At 61.6% G+C, this 13,203-nt stretch carries 14 protein-coding genes and 1 tRNA gene; 9 read left to right on the top strand and 6 right to left on the bottom strand.

Annotated elements, in window-relative coordinates:
• Positions 1-20 precede the first annotated feature (20 nt).
• Positions 21-97, top strand: a tRNA-Met gene (locus EQZ23_RS19495).
• A gap of 412 nt (positions 98-509) precedes the next feature.
• On the top strand, positions 510-1,163 hold the full coding sequence (locus EQZ23_RS20420) for a hypothetical protein (RefSeq protein WP_240663701.1): 654 nt from the start codon (positions 510-512) through the stop codon (positions 1,161-1,163).
• A gap of 1,375 nt (positions 1,164-2,538) precedes the next feature.
• On the opposite strand, the gene EQZ23_RS19475 is transcribed toward EQZ23_RS20420, so the two are convergent.
• Both EQZ23_RS19475 and EQZ23_RS19470 read right to left on the bottom strand, forming a co-directional pair.
• Positions 2,539-2,934, bottom strand: coding sequence for a hypothetical protein (locus tag EQZ23_RS19475; protein ID WP_128456124.1), 396 nt, complete (start codon positions 2,932-2,934; stop codon positions 2,539-2,541).
• A complete protein-coding gene (locus EQZ23_RS19470) occupies positions 2,931-3,617 on the bottom strand; it encodes a DUF433 domain-containing protein (RefSeq protein ID WP_128456123.1) in 687 nt (228 codons plus the stop codon). The genes EQZ23_RS19475 and EQZ23_RS19470 overlap by 4 nt, the downstream gene beginning before the upstream one ends.
• Before the next feature lie 92 nt (positions 3,618-3,709).
• On the opposite strand from EQZ23_RS19470, the gene EQZ23_RS19465 reads away from it, so the two are divergent.
• Positions 3,710-4,468, top strand: a complete 759-nt coding sequence (locus tag EQZ23_RS19465) for a hypothetical protein (RefSeq protein WP_128456122.1) — start codon at positions 3,710-3,712, stop codon at positions 4,466-4,468.
• A gap of 19 nt (positions 4,469-4,487) precedes the next feature.
• Here the strand turns inward: EQZ23_RS19465 and EQZ23_RS19460 are convergent, their stop codons facing one another.
• Positions 4,488-4,787, bottom strand: a complete 300-nt coding sequence (locus tag EQZ23_RS19460) for a hypothetical protein (protein WP_128456121.1) — start codon at positions 4,785-4,787, stop codon at positions 4,488-4,490.
• A gap of 417 nt (positions 4,788-5,204) precedes the next feature.
• Here EQZ23_RS19460 and EQZ23_RS19455 point away from each other — a divergent pair, with 417 nt between their 5' ends.
• Positions 5,205-5,702 carry a hypothetical protein gene (locus tag EQZ23_RS19455; protein ID WP_128456120.1) on the top strand — a complete coding sequence of 166 codons (498 nt, stop codon included), beginning with the start codon at positions 5,205-5,207 and terminating at the stop codon, positions 5,700-5,702.
• 33 nt (positions 5,703-5,735) lie between these two features.
• Positions 5,736-6,323 carry a hypothetical protein gene (locus tag EQZ23_RS19450; protein ID WP_128456119.1) on the top strand — a complete coding sequence of 196 codons (588 nt, stop codon included), beginning with the start codon at positions 5,736-5,738 and terminating at the stop codon, positions 6,321-6,323.
• 177 nt (positions 6,324-6,500) lie between these two features.
• Here the strand turns inward: EQZ23_RS19450 and EQZ23_RS19445 are convergent, their stop codons facing one another.
• Positions 6,501-7,337 (bottom strand): helix-turn-helix transcriptional regulator, encoded by an 837-nt coding sequence (locus EQZ23_RS19445; protein WP_128456118.1) that lies wholly within the window; start codon positions 7,335-7,337, stop codon positions 6,501-6,503.
• Between the two features lie 96 nt (positions 7,338-7,433).
• On the opposite strand from EQZ23_RS19445, the gene EQZ23_RS19440 reads away from it, so the two are divergent.
• A complete protein-coding gene (locus EQZ23_RS19440; RefSeq protein WP_128456117.1) occupies positions 7,434-8,336 on the top strand; it encodes an SDR family oxidoreductase in 903 nt (300 codons plus the stop codon).
• A 183-nt stretch (positions 8,337-8,519) separates the two neighbouring features.
• Here EQZ23_RS19440 and EQZ23_RS19435 read toward each other — a convergent pair whose 3' ends face one another.
• The gene (locus tag EQZ23_RS19435; protein WP_093401111.1) at positions 8,520-9,137 is read right to left on the bottom strand and encodes a tyrosine-type recombinase/integrase; all 618 of its coding nucleotides are present in this window, start codon (positions 9,135-9,137) and stop codon (positions 8,520-8,522) included.
• A gap of 334 nt (positions 9,138-9,471) precedes the next feature.
• On the opposite strand from EQZ23_RS19435, the gene EQZ23_RS19430 reads away from it, so the two are divergent.
• The 3 genes from EQZ23_RS19430 to EQZ23_RS19420 all read left to right on the top strand — a co-directional run bounded on the left by EQZ23_RS19430 (position 9,472) and on the right by EQZ23_RS19420 (position 11,843).
• Positions 9,472-9,963, top strand: a complete 492-nt coding sequence (locus tag EQZ23_RS19430) for a MarR family transcriptional regulator (protein ID WP_128456116.1) — start codon at positions 9,472-9,474, stop codon at positions 9,961-9,963.
• 3 nt (positions 9,964-9,966) lie between these two features.
• On the top strand, positions 9,967-11,307 hold the full coding sequence (locus EQZ23_RS19425) for a S41 family peptidase (RefSeq protein ID WP_128456115.1): 1,341 nt from the start codon (positions 9,967-9,969) through the stop codon (positions 11,305-11,307).
• Between the two features lie 272 nt (positions 11,308-11,579).
• Positions 11,580-11,843: a hypothetical protein gene (locus EQZ23_RS19420; RefSeq protein WP_128456114.1), complete on the top strand. Its 264-nt coding sequence runs from the start codon at positions 11,580-11,582 to the stop codon at positions 11,841-11,843.
• A 193-nt stretch (positions 11,844-12,036) separates the two neighbouring features.
• Here the strand turns inward: EQZ23_RS19420 and EQZ23_RS20415 are convergent, their stop codons facing one another.
• The gene (locus tag EQZ23_RS20415; RefSeq protein WP_240663700.1) at positions 12,037-12,726 is read right to left on the bottom strand and encodes a hypothetical protein; all 690 of its coding nucleotides are present in this window, start codon (positions 12,724-12,726) and stop codon (positions 12,037-12,039) included.
• Between the last annotated feature and the right edge of the window lie 477 nt (positions 12,727-13,203).

Genomic DNA, 13,203 nt, shown 5'->3' with positions numbered 1-13,203 from the left:
CGTCCGCACAGCCGGACCGTCGCGGGGTGGAGCAGCCCGGTAGCTCGTCAGGCTCATAACCTGAAGGTCACAGGTTCAAATCCTGTCCCCGCAACCATCTTGATTTGCGATGCCTCTTCGGTCACCGCCGCGGGGGCTTTTTGCGTTTCCGCTCCGGCGCATAGCTCGAGCATTGACGCCAACTCACTCCGTAGGTCGATGGACAGATCGCCGTCTTCCGGCTTCAGCACCACCGCCTCGATGAGCGCGCGCAACCGTTCGAACGCCTGCGCCTTCAGCGCTTCGTCCTCGAACGCCGCGGTCAGCTGTTCGATCTTCTCGCGATACACGCGGCTCAGGTCCGGGGTAAGCAGCTCGGGCTCCGGGGAAACCGTCTCTGCGGTCTCCTGTTCGGCAAGTTCCAGTTCGGCGAGCAGCGCCTTGCGTCGCTCGGTCCAGATCCTCATCTCGTCGACGAACACCGTCGCATCCACGCCTTTGAGGATGGCGGCCTTGGCGCGCCCGAGCTGGTGATCGAGATTGGCCAGTTCGGCTTCCCGCTCGGGGCCGGCGTCGAAGGTTTCCGCCGTCAGGCGCCGGGTCTCTGCCTCATATTCCAGAAGGAACGCTGCAACGACATCGTCACGCAGCATCTCGCTTGCGAGGCCCGCCAGGACGCGTGTGTCGAGTTCGTCCTGGCGGATCGTCAGCCGGTTGTCGCACCAGGTGGGGCCCTTTTTGGCGGCGCCCTGGCAGCCGAACCGGGTCTTGCCCGATTTCGCATAGCTCGCGCCGCAGCTGCCGCAGGTCATCTTGCCGGTCAGCAGATACCGCGGGCGCTGCTGCGCGAAGAACGGCAGGCTGACCATCTCGGCACGCGGTTTCGTTGTGCGGGCGAGCATAGCCTGGCGGGATTTGACCCGGTCCCACAGTTCGGCGGGCACGATGCCGAGCGCCGAGGCCTCGACGTCATCGGATCGCTTGTCTTCCGGATTGATGAAGGCGTGGCGTTTTCCCGTTTCCGGGTTCTTGCGATACGTCTGCTTGCCGTACGGCCGTCGGCCTATATACAGCGGATTGTTGAGGATGCCGGTACCGCGTGCGGCATTGCTGGTCAGCGTGTTCGGGGTCCATGCCGCGGCCTTGCCGAGCGGATGTCTGCCTGCTTTGCCGCTACGCGGTGAGGGTACGCCGTCGGCATTGAGGCGTCGCGTGATGGCGATGGGCGACAGGCCGGCCGCATAGTCCTCGAAGATCCGGACCACCACCGCGGCCTCGGCAGGCACGATCTGCTGCAGGCCGCGGATGCGTTCGCCATTGCCGTCGTGTTCGATGCGCTTCTCATAGCCATAGGCAGAGCCACCGGGGTTCTTCCCCATCGCGTGACGACGCACGAGCGCATCGCGCGTCTTGTCGCTGGTGGCGCTCAGCTGCTCGGCGTTGATCGTACCGATCATGCCGATGTGTAGCGGCGTCACTACGCCTTCCTTGCGCGTCGCCAGCAGGATGCCGCGAAACCGGAGACGGTCGAACAATGTCGCAATATCGGCCTGACTGCGCGACAGCCGGTCCATCGCGTCAGCGTAGACGATGTCGACGCGGCCTTCGGCAACGGCCGCCAGCAGCGCCTTCATGCCGGGGCGGTGCATCGTAGCTTTCTCGCGTCGGGCCGCGCAAATCGGCCGTTTTGGCCGTAACGCCCAGCGAGGTCGCGAATAAACGCGGCGCCGTTCATGGTTTGTTCCAGGCGGTGCTTTTCGTGGCCACCCTGTTTGTGCTAATGTGCGGCCTGGCTCCAAAGACCTTTTTGGTTAAGAGTCAGATCGAGGTTTCGGCCCAAGTCTCCGTTGAGGCGGGTAGCCGAGGCCTCGGGCACATGGCGAATGCCGATCGTCCGATTGCGGATGCTCGGCTCCTATGCCGACTCCGCTGCGTCTGTGAAGCAGTGCACCTCGTGCCAGCCTGCGCGCATGACCTCGCGCCGGCACATCATCAGCTGTGTTTCGATCGACTGCACGTCCTGTTTGTCCGTCGAATACCGCGCATATATTGCACACCGCTTCATCTTTCCTCCATTCGTGCTTCCTGCACTCGCAACGAAGGTCGTCATGATGATCGCCTACCCGTTTTCGGGGCGACCTGATTCTTCTGGGATATCTGCTGCCGTGCCAGGTCGCGCGCCAGCAGACGCGCGAGGTCCAGCGCGAGATCGTGAAGCGGGGAGGGCGGCTGCGACGGCATCCAAGCCATCTGGGGCGCGCGGCGTCACGCCGACTCCGACCTTCCCACATGGTTGCCGGGCCGCATCGAGACGGGGCCGTTTGCCGGTCTGCCGCTGCTCATATTGGTAAATGCAGACCGTCTGCATTTCGGCAAAACTGGTGGATAGCGGCATGGCCGCTTTCGGGCGGCGATTCGTCATAAATGGACGTTTGTTCAAGGGGCGGGGCAGCGCCCGAAGGGGCGCTTCCTAGTGGGCAATGGCTTGGCCGCTTTCAATTACTCGGCCGACACAAGCGGTCGTTCGTTCACGCTGTCCGCTACCCCATTCGCGACGACCTAGGCGATCGGCCGCAGCCGGTTGCCTTTGATGCCAACCTCAAAACATCCTCGGTCCATTGCCCCCGCCGTCGTTTCAAGAACGGGCCATAAGTACAGGATACGTGCCGTGAGCGACGTGAGCGGCAGGCGGGTCACTGCCGGGAGCGGGAAGAAGCCGATCAGATTGGAGCGCAGGAACAGGTCCCGCGACGGCTTCTTGGCAGCGATGCGCCGGTCCGCGGACAGTACGCACCAGCCGCCCTCCTTGCCCAGCGCTTCGATCCACGCCTCGTCGGGCAGGCTGCCTGTGCCGAACTTGTCTTTAATGTGCACGACCTCATGGATACCGTCGAACAACGCGCCCAGTCCTCGGCCGAGCCGGGGTGCCAGGTTGTTGTCGACCAGCAGCTTCACGCGGCCCGTCGCAGCTCCAGCATCTGTTCGTAGGCGAGGGCGTCCCGGATGAGCTTCGGTTTCAGTTCGTAGATCTTCGCGACCTTCGCCACCGATCCCTCGGCCTCCACCGCCTCAGCCACCCGCGCTGTGGTCATGCCGTGCTCGGCGATGATCGGCTGCCCAAAGGCGCGGTCGGGATCCGCAACGATCGTGCGCTTGCCGTGGAGGAGCCACCATCGCTCGGCGCCGTCAGGTCCAAAGTCGAGATCCGCGAGGCTGGGCGCGACGACCCGATTGAAGACGCCTTGGCTCCGCTTGAGATCGATCAGCTGCGGTTCGTCTAGGTCTCGCGTGATCTCAAGGAAGATCGTCTTGCCGTCGGTCTTGAATTGAGACGTCGAGAACGGACGGTCTTGCCCGACGATGTCCCGCGCGCGCTCCATGCACGTGCGGATGGTGGGCAGCCCGATCTTCTTCGCACGCAATGCGTTAACGATTCTTGCCTCGACCAGATCGCGGAAGCCGAGCAACACGCCGTCGTCATCAGCCGGATCGTACTGCGGACGCCACAGCGGGTCCTCGTGCTTCGCGTCATGATCGTAGCCCATGAGCCAGCGGCGCAGCGTCGCCGGCCGCATGCCGACCATCCGTGCCGCCTCTGGGGCGGTGTAGATGCCAATGCCGTACGCCGCGTCGCTCATGACGCATCTATAGCCATATTGGCTAACAGAATGACAAACGTATTCTTCTCTCTAAGTCGGACGGTCGGAGTGCAAGGATTGAGGATGAGATCATGACGGAAGCTCCGTTCGTTGCGGCATGGCGCGGGAGCCGGGAACAGGCCGCGACCTTGGAGGGCGTGCGATTGGCAACCAGCGCATTCCGGCTTCTTGAACGGGTAGTACTGCCGGCACGATGGGCGCCGTGGAGGGATGCCCATAATTGGCAGTATCTTGAGCGGCTGCCGTCACAAGCCATTCTTTCAAAATTCGCGCGTCAGCTTAGCACTCTGACTGCGCTCGACATCTTACTCGATCGAGGAATGGTGCAGGAGGTCGGCTCCATGCAGCGCATGCTTGACGAGATCGCTGAGGACATCATGTTTCTTGGCCTAGGGATTACGACCGGCAAGTGGACACCGAACCACGTTGCCTACCTCGAGCATTTCTGGTCCGAAGATGCTCGGGTCGCGGGCGTTCAGCGAAAGAGTATCCGCGCATTCGTGAACCGAGCTTTTCCGGATCAAGTGGACCCAAGCAAGGCGGACGGGCTGGGGCGTGAGTTGTATCAGGTATTTTCGGACTTCCTGCACGCGCGCTCGTCTGCCCTTGTTTCCATGATCAGCGGACCACCGCCGCGCTACCATCTGGCGGGGATATTCGAAGAAGAAGCGACGCGCTCGTTTCGTGACCAAGCACCGAGCTACGGCTATCGCTGCCTTATGAGTGCGGCCATCGCGACACGTGCGATCGAAAATGGACCGCTAGCGGCGCAGACTTACGCTCAGCTTGAAGAGTACGGTGAACGGTATTCGTCGCTTGTCGGGGCCTGACCAAGATGCCGTAGTCTAGTCACCGAACCGTAGGAAACGCAGTGCCATCCGGGAGGGTGTAGCCGATCTTCAAGCCAGTTTTAGAACTAGCAACTCTGTGAAGTTGCCTCAACGCATCTTCCGTCTCAGTGGAATATCTCCCAATGCTTGCGGCAATGTCCGCGACTAACATGCTGAGCTGTGCAGCGAACGGTGCAAAGCGGGAAATCTCCTCCGCTGTTAAATCCACCGAACCTACCAATCCGTTCAATTCTCCGCCGGGTAGCATCTTGGAAAGACTGTCACGTTTTTCAGTGTATACCTCCATTGTTGCGATCATCGACGCATGTACCTCATCCATAGACAACACGGCGTTGAATGCATCATCGTCACCAGCGGAGAATAGTACTGCGAGTTAATCATTTGAGAAAACGACAGGGGTTAGCGAATTTGCGAGTGGCCGGAAGAAGCCCCATGTATCGGGTGTTGCGCCGTGTGATCTTGCCAGTTGGCGCTGATCGAGAACATGTTCCCAAAGCCTATAAACTTCTGAATGGATTTTCATCATCTTCAGCAAGAGAGAGTACGTCAGCGCTTTTCGTTTTTCCTGGGCGTCTCTTGATCGCTGCCAAGCTGTAATGAGAAGGGCCGCGGCTGTCGCCCCCCGCGGTAGCGATCGCGCTTATTCAATCCCAGTCAGGCGCACACCCTGCCGCGAATGCGTTGCATATTGTGATCGGCATGAAAGACCTCTCGCGTGTTCGTGCCGACGGTGACCCATTACGGCGAACGGTTACGGCTGGTGCCTGATAAACGCTGGCTAGCGTGGCAGGCTGATGTGTCGCTAGAGATAGATATGACGGAGCCACAGGCAAAGCGCCATCATTGGTGGCCGGAATGCGTTTCAAAGCATTGGGCTGATACCGCCGGTGGTGTGCACTGGATATTGCCGGACGGTGAAGTCCGGCGGGCAAAACCCGCCAGTTTTGGAGTCATAGGCAACGGACATTTCATCAAGCTTGATGATGGCGAGCTAGCGCGCCATGCTACGGAGAACCTCGTGAAGGGCGGGCTGACCCGTAACGCACTCGAGGCTGATCCGACCTTCGCCGCTGGCTTCTCCGCTGCACGCGAGCGGGTCGCGAACATGCAGTTCCGCTGGGTGGATGAGGCTGATCCCAACCGGCAGTGCCTGCTGGAGATATACGCGGCCGTCGTTCGGAATGCGCGGTACAACGACTTCATCAACCATTAGGGTAGCAAAGGACTTCATCTATCCGGACGGATCATGGCACTGCCACCAGAGCGCGACATACAGTCGATCGAGACCATCGTCGGCGACACCCGCTATCGATCGCGGACGGAGGCACGTTGGGCAATCTTCTTTGAGACTCTGGGGGTCGACTTCGCCTATGAGCCCGAGCGGATCAAGCTTTCCAGCGGAGAGAGCTACCTCCCTGATTTCCATCTGCCGCAGTTCAAGGCCTATCTGGAGATCAAGGCCGACAACGACGCGATCGTGACCGCCGAATGCGCCCGCGCACGCCGCCTCGCCGCCGATCGACCCGGCCAGCGCGTATGGCTCGCCGCGGGCGCCCCGAGCTTCGACCCGCCCAACATCCTGACGTTCGAGCAGTGGCCGATCGAGGTCCCGATAGCTGACATCCTCGCCGACCCGGAGAACCGCTACCATTTCCTTCAGGATAGGCGCGATGACGGGCTCTACTGGCTTCAGGCCAACGCGGTCGGGGGAGGGTTCCGTCAGACCTTCCTCGTCGGTGGTCCAGGTGTCGAGACGGACCACCTGCGAGAGCCATTGATGCTGCCGCATATCGCGTCTGCCTATGCCGCTGCAGCTGCAGCCAGATGGGACTGAGCGGCCTACGATCAGTGGGACAGTGAAGCCTACAGGCGAAGAATATGCCGCGGTAGGTGCCGCTTTGTCATTTAGACCGGGCGACGTGAACGAACGGCCGCTTGCGGGAAACGTGTGATTGCTCTTGATTGACCGATGTTGGGTCGTATCGACACAGCCGAGACCGGTCGATCTCGATCAGTCTCCGCGAGCGCCTAACAGCGCGCGCAGTCGCTCTGCATCCGCCGGCGATGCAGGGTTATAGATGATCATGCCGAGTTCGGGCCGCCCTTCGACGGCGAACGAGGAAAACTCCATGGCGAGCAGCCCGGCTTCCGGGTGGTGGATCCGCTTCACCCCCTCGGTGTGCGCGACCACGTCGTTGTCTCGCCACAATGCTTCAAACTCTGGGCTGATCCGGGACAGTTCGGCGACCAGGTCGGCCGTCGCCGTGCTGTTGTTCGCGCCCGCCCGCGCAACGTCCGCGCGAAAGGCACCGACGACGTAGCGGGCGATTCCGGCCCAGTCCTCGTTCCGGGCGCGGACATGGTCACTGCCGAACATCAGGCGAAGGATGTTCCGCCCCTCGCGCGGCAGCTTGGCATAGTCGGTCAGCAGCAGCGCCGCCGCCCGGTTCCAGCCGACGACGTCCCACATCGCGGTCTTGATGATCGCAGGGCTCAGCACCATTCCGTCGAGCACGCGCTGAAGCCGGGGGCTGATGCCGTCGACCGGCTGGTAGCGCGCCTCGGGCAGACGACCGAGGCCAAGCATATAGATGTGCTCGCGCTCCGGCTCGGTAAGCATCAGGCCCTTGGCGATGCGGTCGAGCACGTCGGCCGACGGCGCTCCACCACGACCTTGTTCCAGCCACGTGTACCATGTCGGGCTGATGTTGGCGCGGCTTGCCACTTCTTCGCGACGTAGCCCCGGGGTACGCCGCCGCCCACCGCCGAGCCCGAATGCCACCGGGTCGAGCCGGGTTCGACGATCGCGAAGATAGGTTCCGAGCGGGTTTGGCGCCTCACTGGCCATGATCGATCCTGTTACTCGTTATACCACGATAAGATCCCTACTTTAACACGGTCGCACGGATCTTGATACGCAGCCTCGGCAACAAGGAGATTTCCCATGCGCGTGTTTCTAACCGGAGCGACCGGCTTTATCGGCTCGCACGTCATTCAAGAGCTACGCAATCGCGGGCATCACGTGCTTGGCCTCACCCGTTCCGACGCGGGTGCTCATCGCCTCGAAGCGGCCGGCGTCGAAGTCCATCGCGGCGAGCTCGAACAGCCCGAAACGCTCGCAAGTGGCGCTGCGGCCGCCGACGCTGTGATCCACTGCGCGTTCGACCATAATTTCGCGACCTTCTTCGAGAACACCAAGAAGGACGAACGTAACATCGCCGCAATGGGGGAGGCGCTGGCGGGGACGCAGAAGCCGATCCTGATCACCTCGGGCGTCGGCATCGGCACGCCGCTCAACGGCGGCCCGGCGACCGAGGACGTGCTCAACCCGCGCCACGCCAATCCGCGGATCGCGACCGAGCTGGCTGGCGCGGCGCTGATTGCGCGCAGCATCGACGTGCGCACCATCCGACTGCCGCAGGTGCACGACACCACCAAGGCTGGGCTGATCACCCCGCTAGTAACCGAGGCGCGTCGGGCGGGAGCGGTGGCGTATATCGGCGAAGGGCAGACGCGCTGGTCCGCAGCGCACGTCAGCGACGTGGCGAAGCTTTACGTCCTGGCATTGGAGAAAGGCGAACCGGGCGCTCGGTACAATGCGTCGGTTGAGGAGGGCGTCACGGCACGCGCCATTGCCGAGGCGATCGGAAAGGGAACCGGGCTGCCGGTCCGCTCGGTCGCAGCCGACGAGGTCGAGCGCTATTTCGGCTGGATGGCACCGTTTGCGGCGCTCGACATGACCGCATCGAATGCCTGGACGCGCGCGCGCCTCGGATGGGAGCCGACGGGGCCTGATCTGCTCACGGACCTTGCCGCGATGGACTTCTCGGCGCTCGCTGACGCTTGATCGACCGGCGTCGCTCGCTTGCTGGCCGGAGCACCGAGCCGGCAAGCGAGGTCGTACGCCGACTCCGCGTTGACGGGATCGTAGATGCCGATCGGAGTACAGACGCCTGTGAGCTAAAAAATGAATGTATGTCCGTTCTTGGGACGTGTCTAAACGGCCGCGAATGTCGTCTTTTGGGTCCGCTCAGACCTCGGTGCGTTCGGCCAATTCCAAAGCGTCCTCCACGTCAACGCCCAAGTAGCGCACCGTGCTGTCGATCTTGGCATGGCCGAGAAGGATCTGAACGGCGCGGAGGTTGCCAGTCGCTTTGTAGATGATCGATGCTTTCGTGCGCCGTAGCGAGTGCGTCCCATAATCCTGCGCCGGAAGGCCGATGCCGACCACCCACTCGCGCACAAGGCGGGCATATTGCCGCGTGCTCATGTGGTCCATGTAGTCGTTGCGGCTCGGGAAAACGAAGTCGTTCAGTGTCCCCCCACGTCGCTCCAACCATGCCCGCATCGTCTTTCGCGCCGTGTCCATTATCTCGAACTGAACCGGTCGTTTGGTTTTCTGCTGAACCACGACGGCGCGGTCACGGACGCGCCCGCCGGAAACTACATCGCCGATCCGCACCCTGACCACGTCACAGCCGCGGAGCTTGCTGTCGATGGCGAAGTCGAACAGCGCTCGGTCGCGCAGTCGCCTCTGCTGGTCGAGCCAGAAGCGAATGGCCCAGACCTGTTGCTGTTTCAGCGCCCGCTTCGCACCAATCAGCCGGCCTTCGTTCCAAGGCCGGAGTTCGTGAAAGGCGGGGTCCATTGACGAGTGACCCATCGATCATCTCCATTGGCCCAGATCGGTGAATCGAGTATACGCATGCGCAGTAAACCGCTGGTTTGGAAATGTGGTTGATCAGCCGTCGATGATGCTGAACGAGCTGTCGGTTTCGGGCGGCGCCTGGCGGTCTCTGTGCGGCCGGAAGTGGGTCTGGCCGGAAAATTTCGGAAGTCCTTCGACTGATCTCCGGCGGTTCAGTAGATTGGCAATAGTTCCCCAAACCAGCCGCTCCGATAGACCTGAGCAGTCGTAGTTCTCCGTAGACGGCGCCTAACATACGTAACTTGACACGTAACCTGTTACCGAACATCTTTTGATGATGGCCGACTACATCGAGTCACACGGAAGCGCATTCTTGGCGCATCGGCTGCGCCGCTCGTCGGACCGTATCGTCGATCAGATAAGCGGCGTTCTGCTCCAGCTAGGCCTCGACGTTCCACCGCGCGGCGCTTCGATGCTGTTACTGATCGTTGAGCACCAACAGATCGGGGTGGTAGAAATCTCGCGACGCCTGCGATTGTCTCACCCGCTTATCGTTCGCATGGCACGGGAATTCCAAGAGCGGGGCTTGGTCGAGGTCAACGCTGATCCGTCCGATGGCCGGCGACGGGTCTTAAGCCCGACGGACAAGGCACGTCACGAGGCTGCCGCGCTCAGGGCTTTCAACGCGGACCTCAACGCCCTGTTTGATGGCCTGTTTGCGGACATCGACGCTTCTCTGATCTCAGTCCTTGATCGCTTTGACGCCCAGCTTGATGCGTCATCGATCCCAATGCGCCTCGCCGCTTTCAAATCGACCAAGGAGTAATCGATGTCCCGCCGTCGCCATGCCCTCATCATGCTCCTCCCTTTTTTAGCTTTATCCATGTCACCGTCTGCCGGCGCTCAAACCGCAACGGCTTCGGCCACGCCTGCACGGACTTCGAACCTCGACGCGGCCGCCCGCACAGCGATCTTGGCGCGCTTGTCGACCGAGTTGCGCAGCAAATACATATATCCGGTTGTCGGCGAAAAGGGGGCCGCCGCGATCACCGCCGCCGCCGCCTCGGGCGCCTACGATCGGATTGTGAATCTGCCCGCGTTCGCCACGCGACTGACCGAGGACCTCCGCGGCGTCATGACCGACAAACATCTGATAGTGTTCGACACAACGAACCGGCCAGCGTCGAGCGTTGCGTCGATGCCAGCCGGTGAGGCCGGGATCGTCCGCGCTGATCGGCTGCCAGGTAGGATCGGCTATCTCCAAATCGACGGGTTCGCCAACACTTGGGCGTTCAAACCAGCGCTCGACCGCGCGATGGCGGGGTTGAAGGGCAGTCGCGCCTTGATCCTCGACATGCGCGGCAATGGTGGCGGAGATCCGGCATCGGTAAGCTACCTGGTCAGCTATCTTCTTTCTGCGGGTAAGCGGACCAAGATCAACAGCATCGTTGAGCGGAAGGCAGGGACCACCGAGCTCAGGCGCGATTCCTTCTTCAGCGAGCCGACTCCGGTCAGCTTCGCCGGTGTGCCTGCCTATGTCCTTACGAGCGGCAATACCTTTTCGGGCGGCGAGGAGCTCGCCTACGATATGCAGACGCTGAAGCTCGGCACCGTTGTCGGCGAGGTGACCGGTGGCGGCGCGAACCCCGGGGAGCGTGTTTCCATTGGACACGGTGTCATGGCGTTTATCCCGACCGGTCGCGCGGAGAGCCCCGTCACCGGATCGAACTGGGAAGGACGTGGCGTGCAGCCTGATCTCAAGGTCCCCGCCGCGTATGCACTCGCCACGACGCTACGCCGCCTCGGCCAAGTGCCCGCTGCCGCTACGATCGAAGCGGCGTCCCCCGTCTCAGTCTTCGCGCCGCGGACCGTAGCGCTCAAGGGCGGGGAGGCAATGCTGCGCCGCCTCTTTGCCGGCCGTACCGCGCCTGAGCCTGATTACACGTTGATGAAACCGGACGCCTCAGAGGCAGGCCGCGCGGCGCTGGCGGCTACGCACCGCCGCCTGCAACCACTTGCTGTTCCGCAGGCCATCCGCTTTCGACGGCCCGATGGGTTCGGGTTCGATGAGTTTACGCTCGTCTATCCCGATCGCACCCTTCTCGTCGGAATCATACTCGACTCAGACGGCAAGTTTATTGACCTTATCGGTCCTGATCCTAGCAAGTAAGTAAGCTGTGCCTTTTCTCTAAAACTGAAGCGATGGTTGGGAATTGGGGGTTTGGGTTGCGAACGACATGGACCACTGCGTTTCCCCCGCCAGCCATGTTGTTGCCCAAATAATGTGGAAATTGAAACGACACGGTCGCCATCGGAACAGCCGACAAGAATTGCCGTGGCAGGAGATGAAGCTGTGCTCGTACGGAATGCTTCATGGTAATGAGTGCAGCTGTGGCTGCCTTTTTTGCATCGTCTGGTGCTCAGACTACCATCACGCCGCGGATGGCCGAATTCGATCTTGAAAAGGTTCATCATAAAGAAGCGACTTGCGCAGACCGCAGCCCGGCCGATGAAATCATCGTATGCGTTCCCAAGAACATGAACATCTGGATTTCTGACGCGGATAAGGCAAAATTTGCATCGAAGCCGCTACGCGGTGAGTTCACCGGGCCGCTTAACGCAGAAACAAAGCTCCATGTCATTCAAAGCCAAAACCCTGCGGTTGTAACACCCGCTGCGGCGGTAACCCTAAAGTGGCGGTTCTAGCCCTTTTGGCCCCTCGATTTTACGTGAACGAACGGCCGGTTTGGCTGTGCTGGGAAGGGGCCGTAAGCGTCCGCTTGCGGGTCCTCGCGGCTGAGCAGTAGTCAGGATGTTGAAGTCTGATCTGCCGCCGATGCGAGGGCTTTTTGCTTGAGAGCGGAGGACGTTGCCTCGGGCACGCGCGGATCGCAGGTGATCAGCCCTCGAGCACGATCCCGAACCGGTTAATCACATTGCCGTTCCCGCGCCAACTGAGGACCAGGCGCGCATCGCGTTGCGGTCCGTGGAAGTCGATGAGGCCGGGTCTATGCCGCCGGCGGTTCCGCGCTAGGGCCGCCGATTGATCTCGTGGGGCCGTCAGGAGCGTGTCGAAGGCGACGGTTCCGAACTCGACTCGGATGCCGATAAGCGCATCTAGGGCCACGTTCGACAGCGGTGCCGCTCGAATGCCTCTGCGGAGCATTTCCCCCGGCTGCTGAGCGACGTAGAGGCCCGCCCCCGGAGCGAGGTTCTGGTCTAGGAGGGCGTTGCGTAGCGCTTGATCGTCCATTGTGCGACGGCCTAGCAGGCGATCGCGCCCGTGCGTGGCGATCCTACCGTAATAGAGCCCTGCGAGGAGCTTGATGAACCATAGCTCCAGTGCGTCCCCGCTGATCAGGTGGTAGGCGATCCTGCCCGGACTGCGCTGATTGAACACGTACTGGGGACCTTCAACCAGGGCGCGAAAGGCTCGGAATGCCAAAGTGTCCAGCGGTTCGAGAGCGCTGTTGTGACGCGTGCAGAGTATCTTAGCGACCAGGGCGGAACTGCTGACCTGGAGCTGTTCGCCATCGGCTTGCCAAGGCAATCCCCTGACGGAGAGACCGTCGAACTCGTCGAGTATCACGCGCGAGATATAGTGTTCTCGACTGATCTTGTTGGAACAGTCGAAGCTGCTTTTCAGGTAGCATCGGTCTTCCGCGTGTCCCGTCAAGGGTGAAGGCGGGCGGGTGCTCGGAACTGCGAGGTGTGGTAGTCGCCTCACCGCGACCTTGCAGCATCCGTCAAAGGCGGCGCCGCTGCCGCACGGGCAGCGATCGGCATCACCCCAAGGATTTTGGTACGCTTCCGGGGAGAGCCTGACCATTGAGTTGCCTATTTGGGAGCGTGCAGCTGGTGCGGCGTACCAGCTTGGCAGGGGAGGCGCGAGCCGACATAAATGAATGGCAGGAGTTGGGAAGCCGGATTGTGATTGCGAATGTCGCCTTGTGAGGCGGCCCCCTAAATGACCTGACAGGGCCCCGCTCTTAGATAAGAGTGAGGCATATGACTGACGGTACGACCAGGCGTTACAACGATGGCGAGGTTCTCTCCGGTGTTCAGC

Origin of the sequence: Sphingomonas sp. UV9, assembly GCF_004101245.1 — a bacterium.
Classification (GTDB): domain Bacteria; phylum Pseudomonadota; class Alphaproteobacteria; order Sphingomonadales; family Sphingomonadaceae; genus Sphingomonas.
This window is presented reverse-complemented; position numbering and strand designations above follow the sequence as displayed.

What these genes read in the sequence shown, in the direction of transcription:
- EQZ23_RS19420 (WP_128456114.1), top strand. Translation starts at nt 11,580, where the DNA reads ATGGCCGAATTCGATCTTGAAAAGGTTCATCATAAAGAAGCGACTTGC.
- EQZ23_RS19470 (WP_128456123.1), bottom strand. Translation starts at nt 3,617, where the DNA reads ATGAGCGACGCGGCGTACGGCATTGGCATCTACACCGCCCCAGAGGCG.
- EQZ23_RS19465 (WP_128456122.1), top strand. Translation starts at nt 3,710, where the DNA reads ATGACGGAAGCTCCGTTCGTTGCGGCATGGCGCGGGAGCCGGGAACAG.
- EQZ23_RS19430 (WP_128456116.1), top strand. Translation starts at nt 9,472, where the DNA reads ATGATGGCCGACTACATCGAGTCACACGGAAGCGCATTCTTGGCGCAT.
- EQZ23_RS19435 (WP_093401111.1), bottom strand. Translation starts at nt 9,137, where the DNA reads ATGGACCCCGCCTTTCACGAACTCCGGCCTTGGAACGAAGGCCGGCTG.
- EQZ23_RS19440 (WP_128456117.1), top strand. Translation starts at nt 7,434, where the DNA reads ATGCGCGTGTTTCTAACCGGAGCGACCGGCTTTATCGGCTCGCACGTC.
- EQZ23_RS19460 (WP_128456121.1), bottom strand. Translation starts at nt 4,787, where the DNA reads ATGATCGCAACAATGGAGGTATACACTGAAAAACGTGACAGTCTTTCC.
- EQZ23_RS19450 (WP_128456119.1), top strand. Translation starts at nt 5,736, where the DNA reads ATGGCACTGCCACCAGAGCGCGACATACAGTCGATCGAGACCATCGTC.
- EQZ23_RS19445 (WP_128456118.1), bottom strand. Translation starts at nt 7,337, where the DNA reads ATGGCCAGTGAGGCGCCAAACCCGCTCGGAACCTATCTTCGCGATCGT.
- EQZ23_RS19425 (WP_128456115.1), top strand. Translation starts at nt 9,967, where the DNA reads ATGTCCCGCCGTCGCCATGCCCTCATCATGCTCCTCCCTTTTTTAGCT.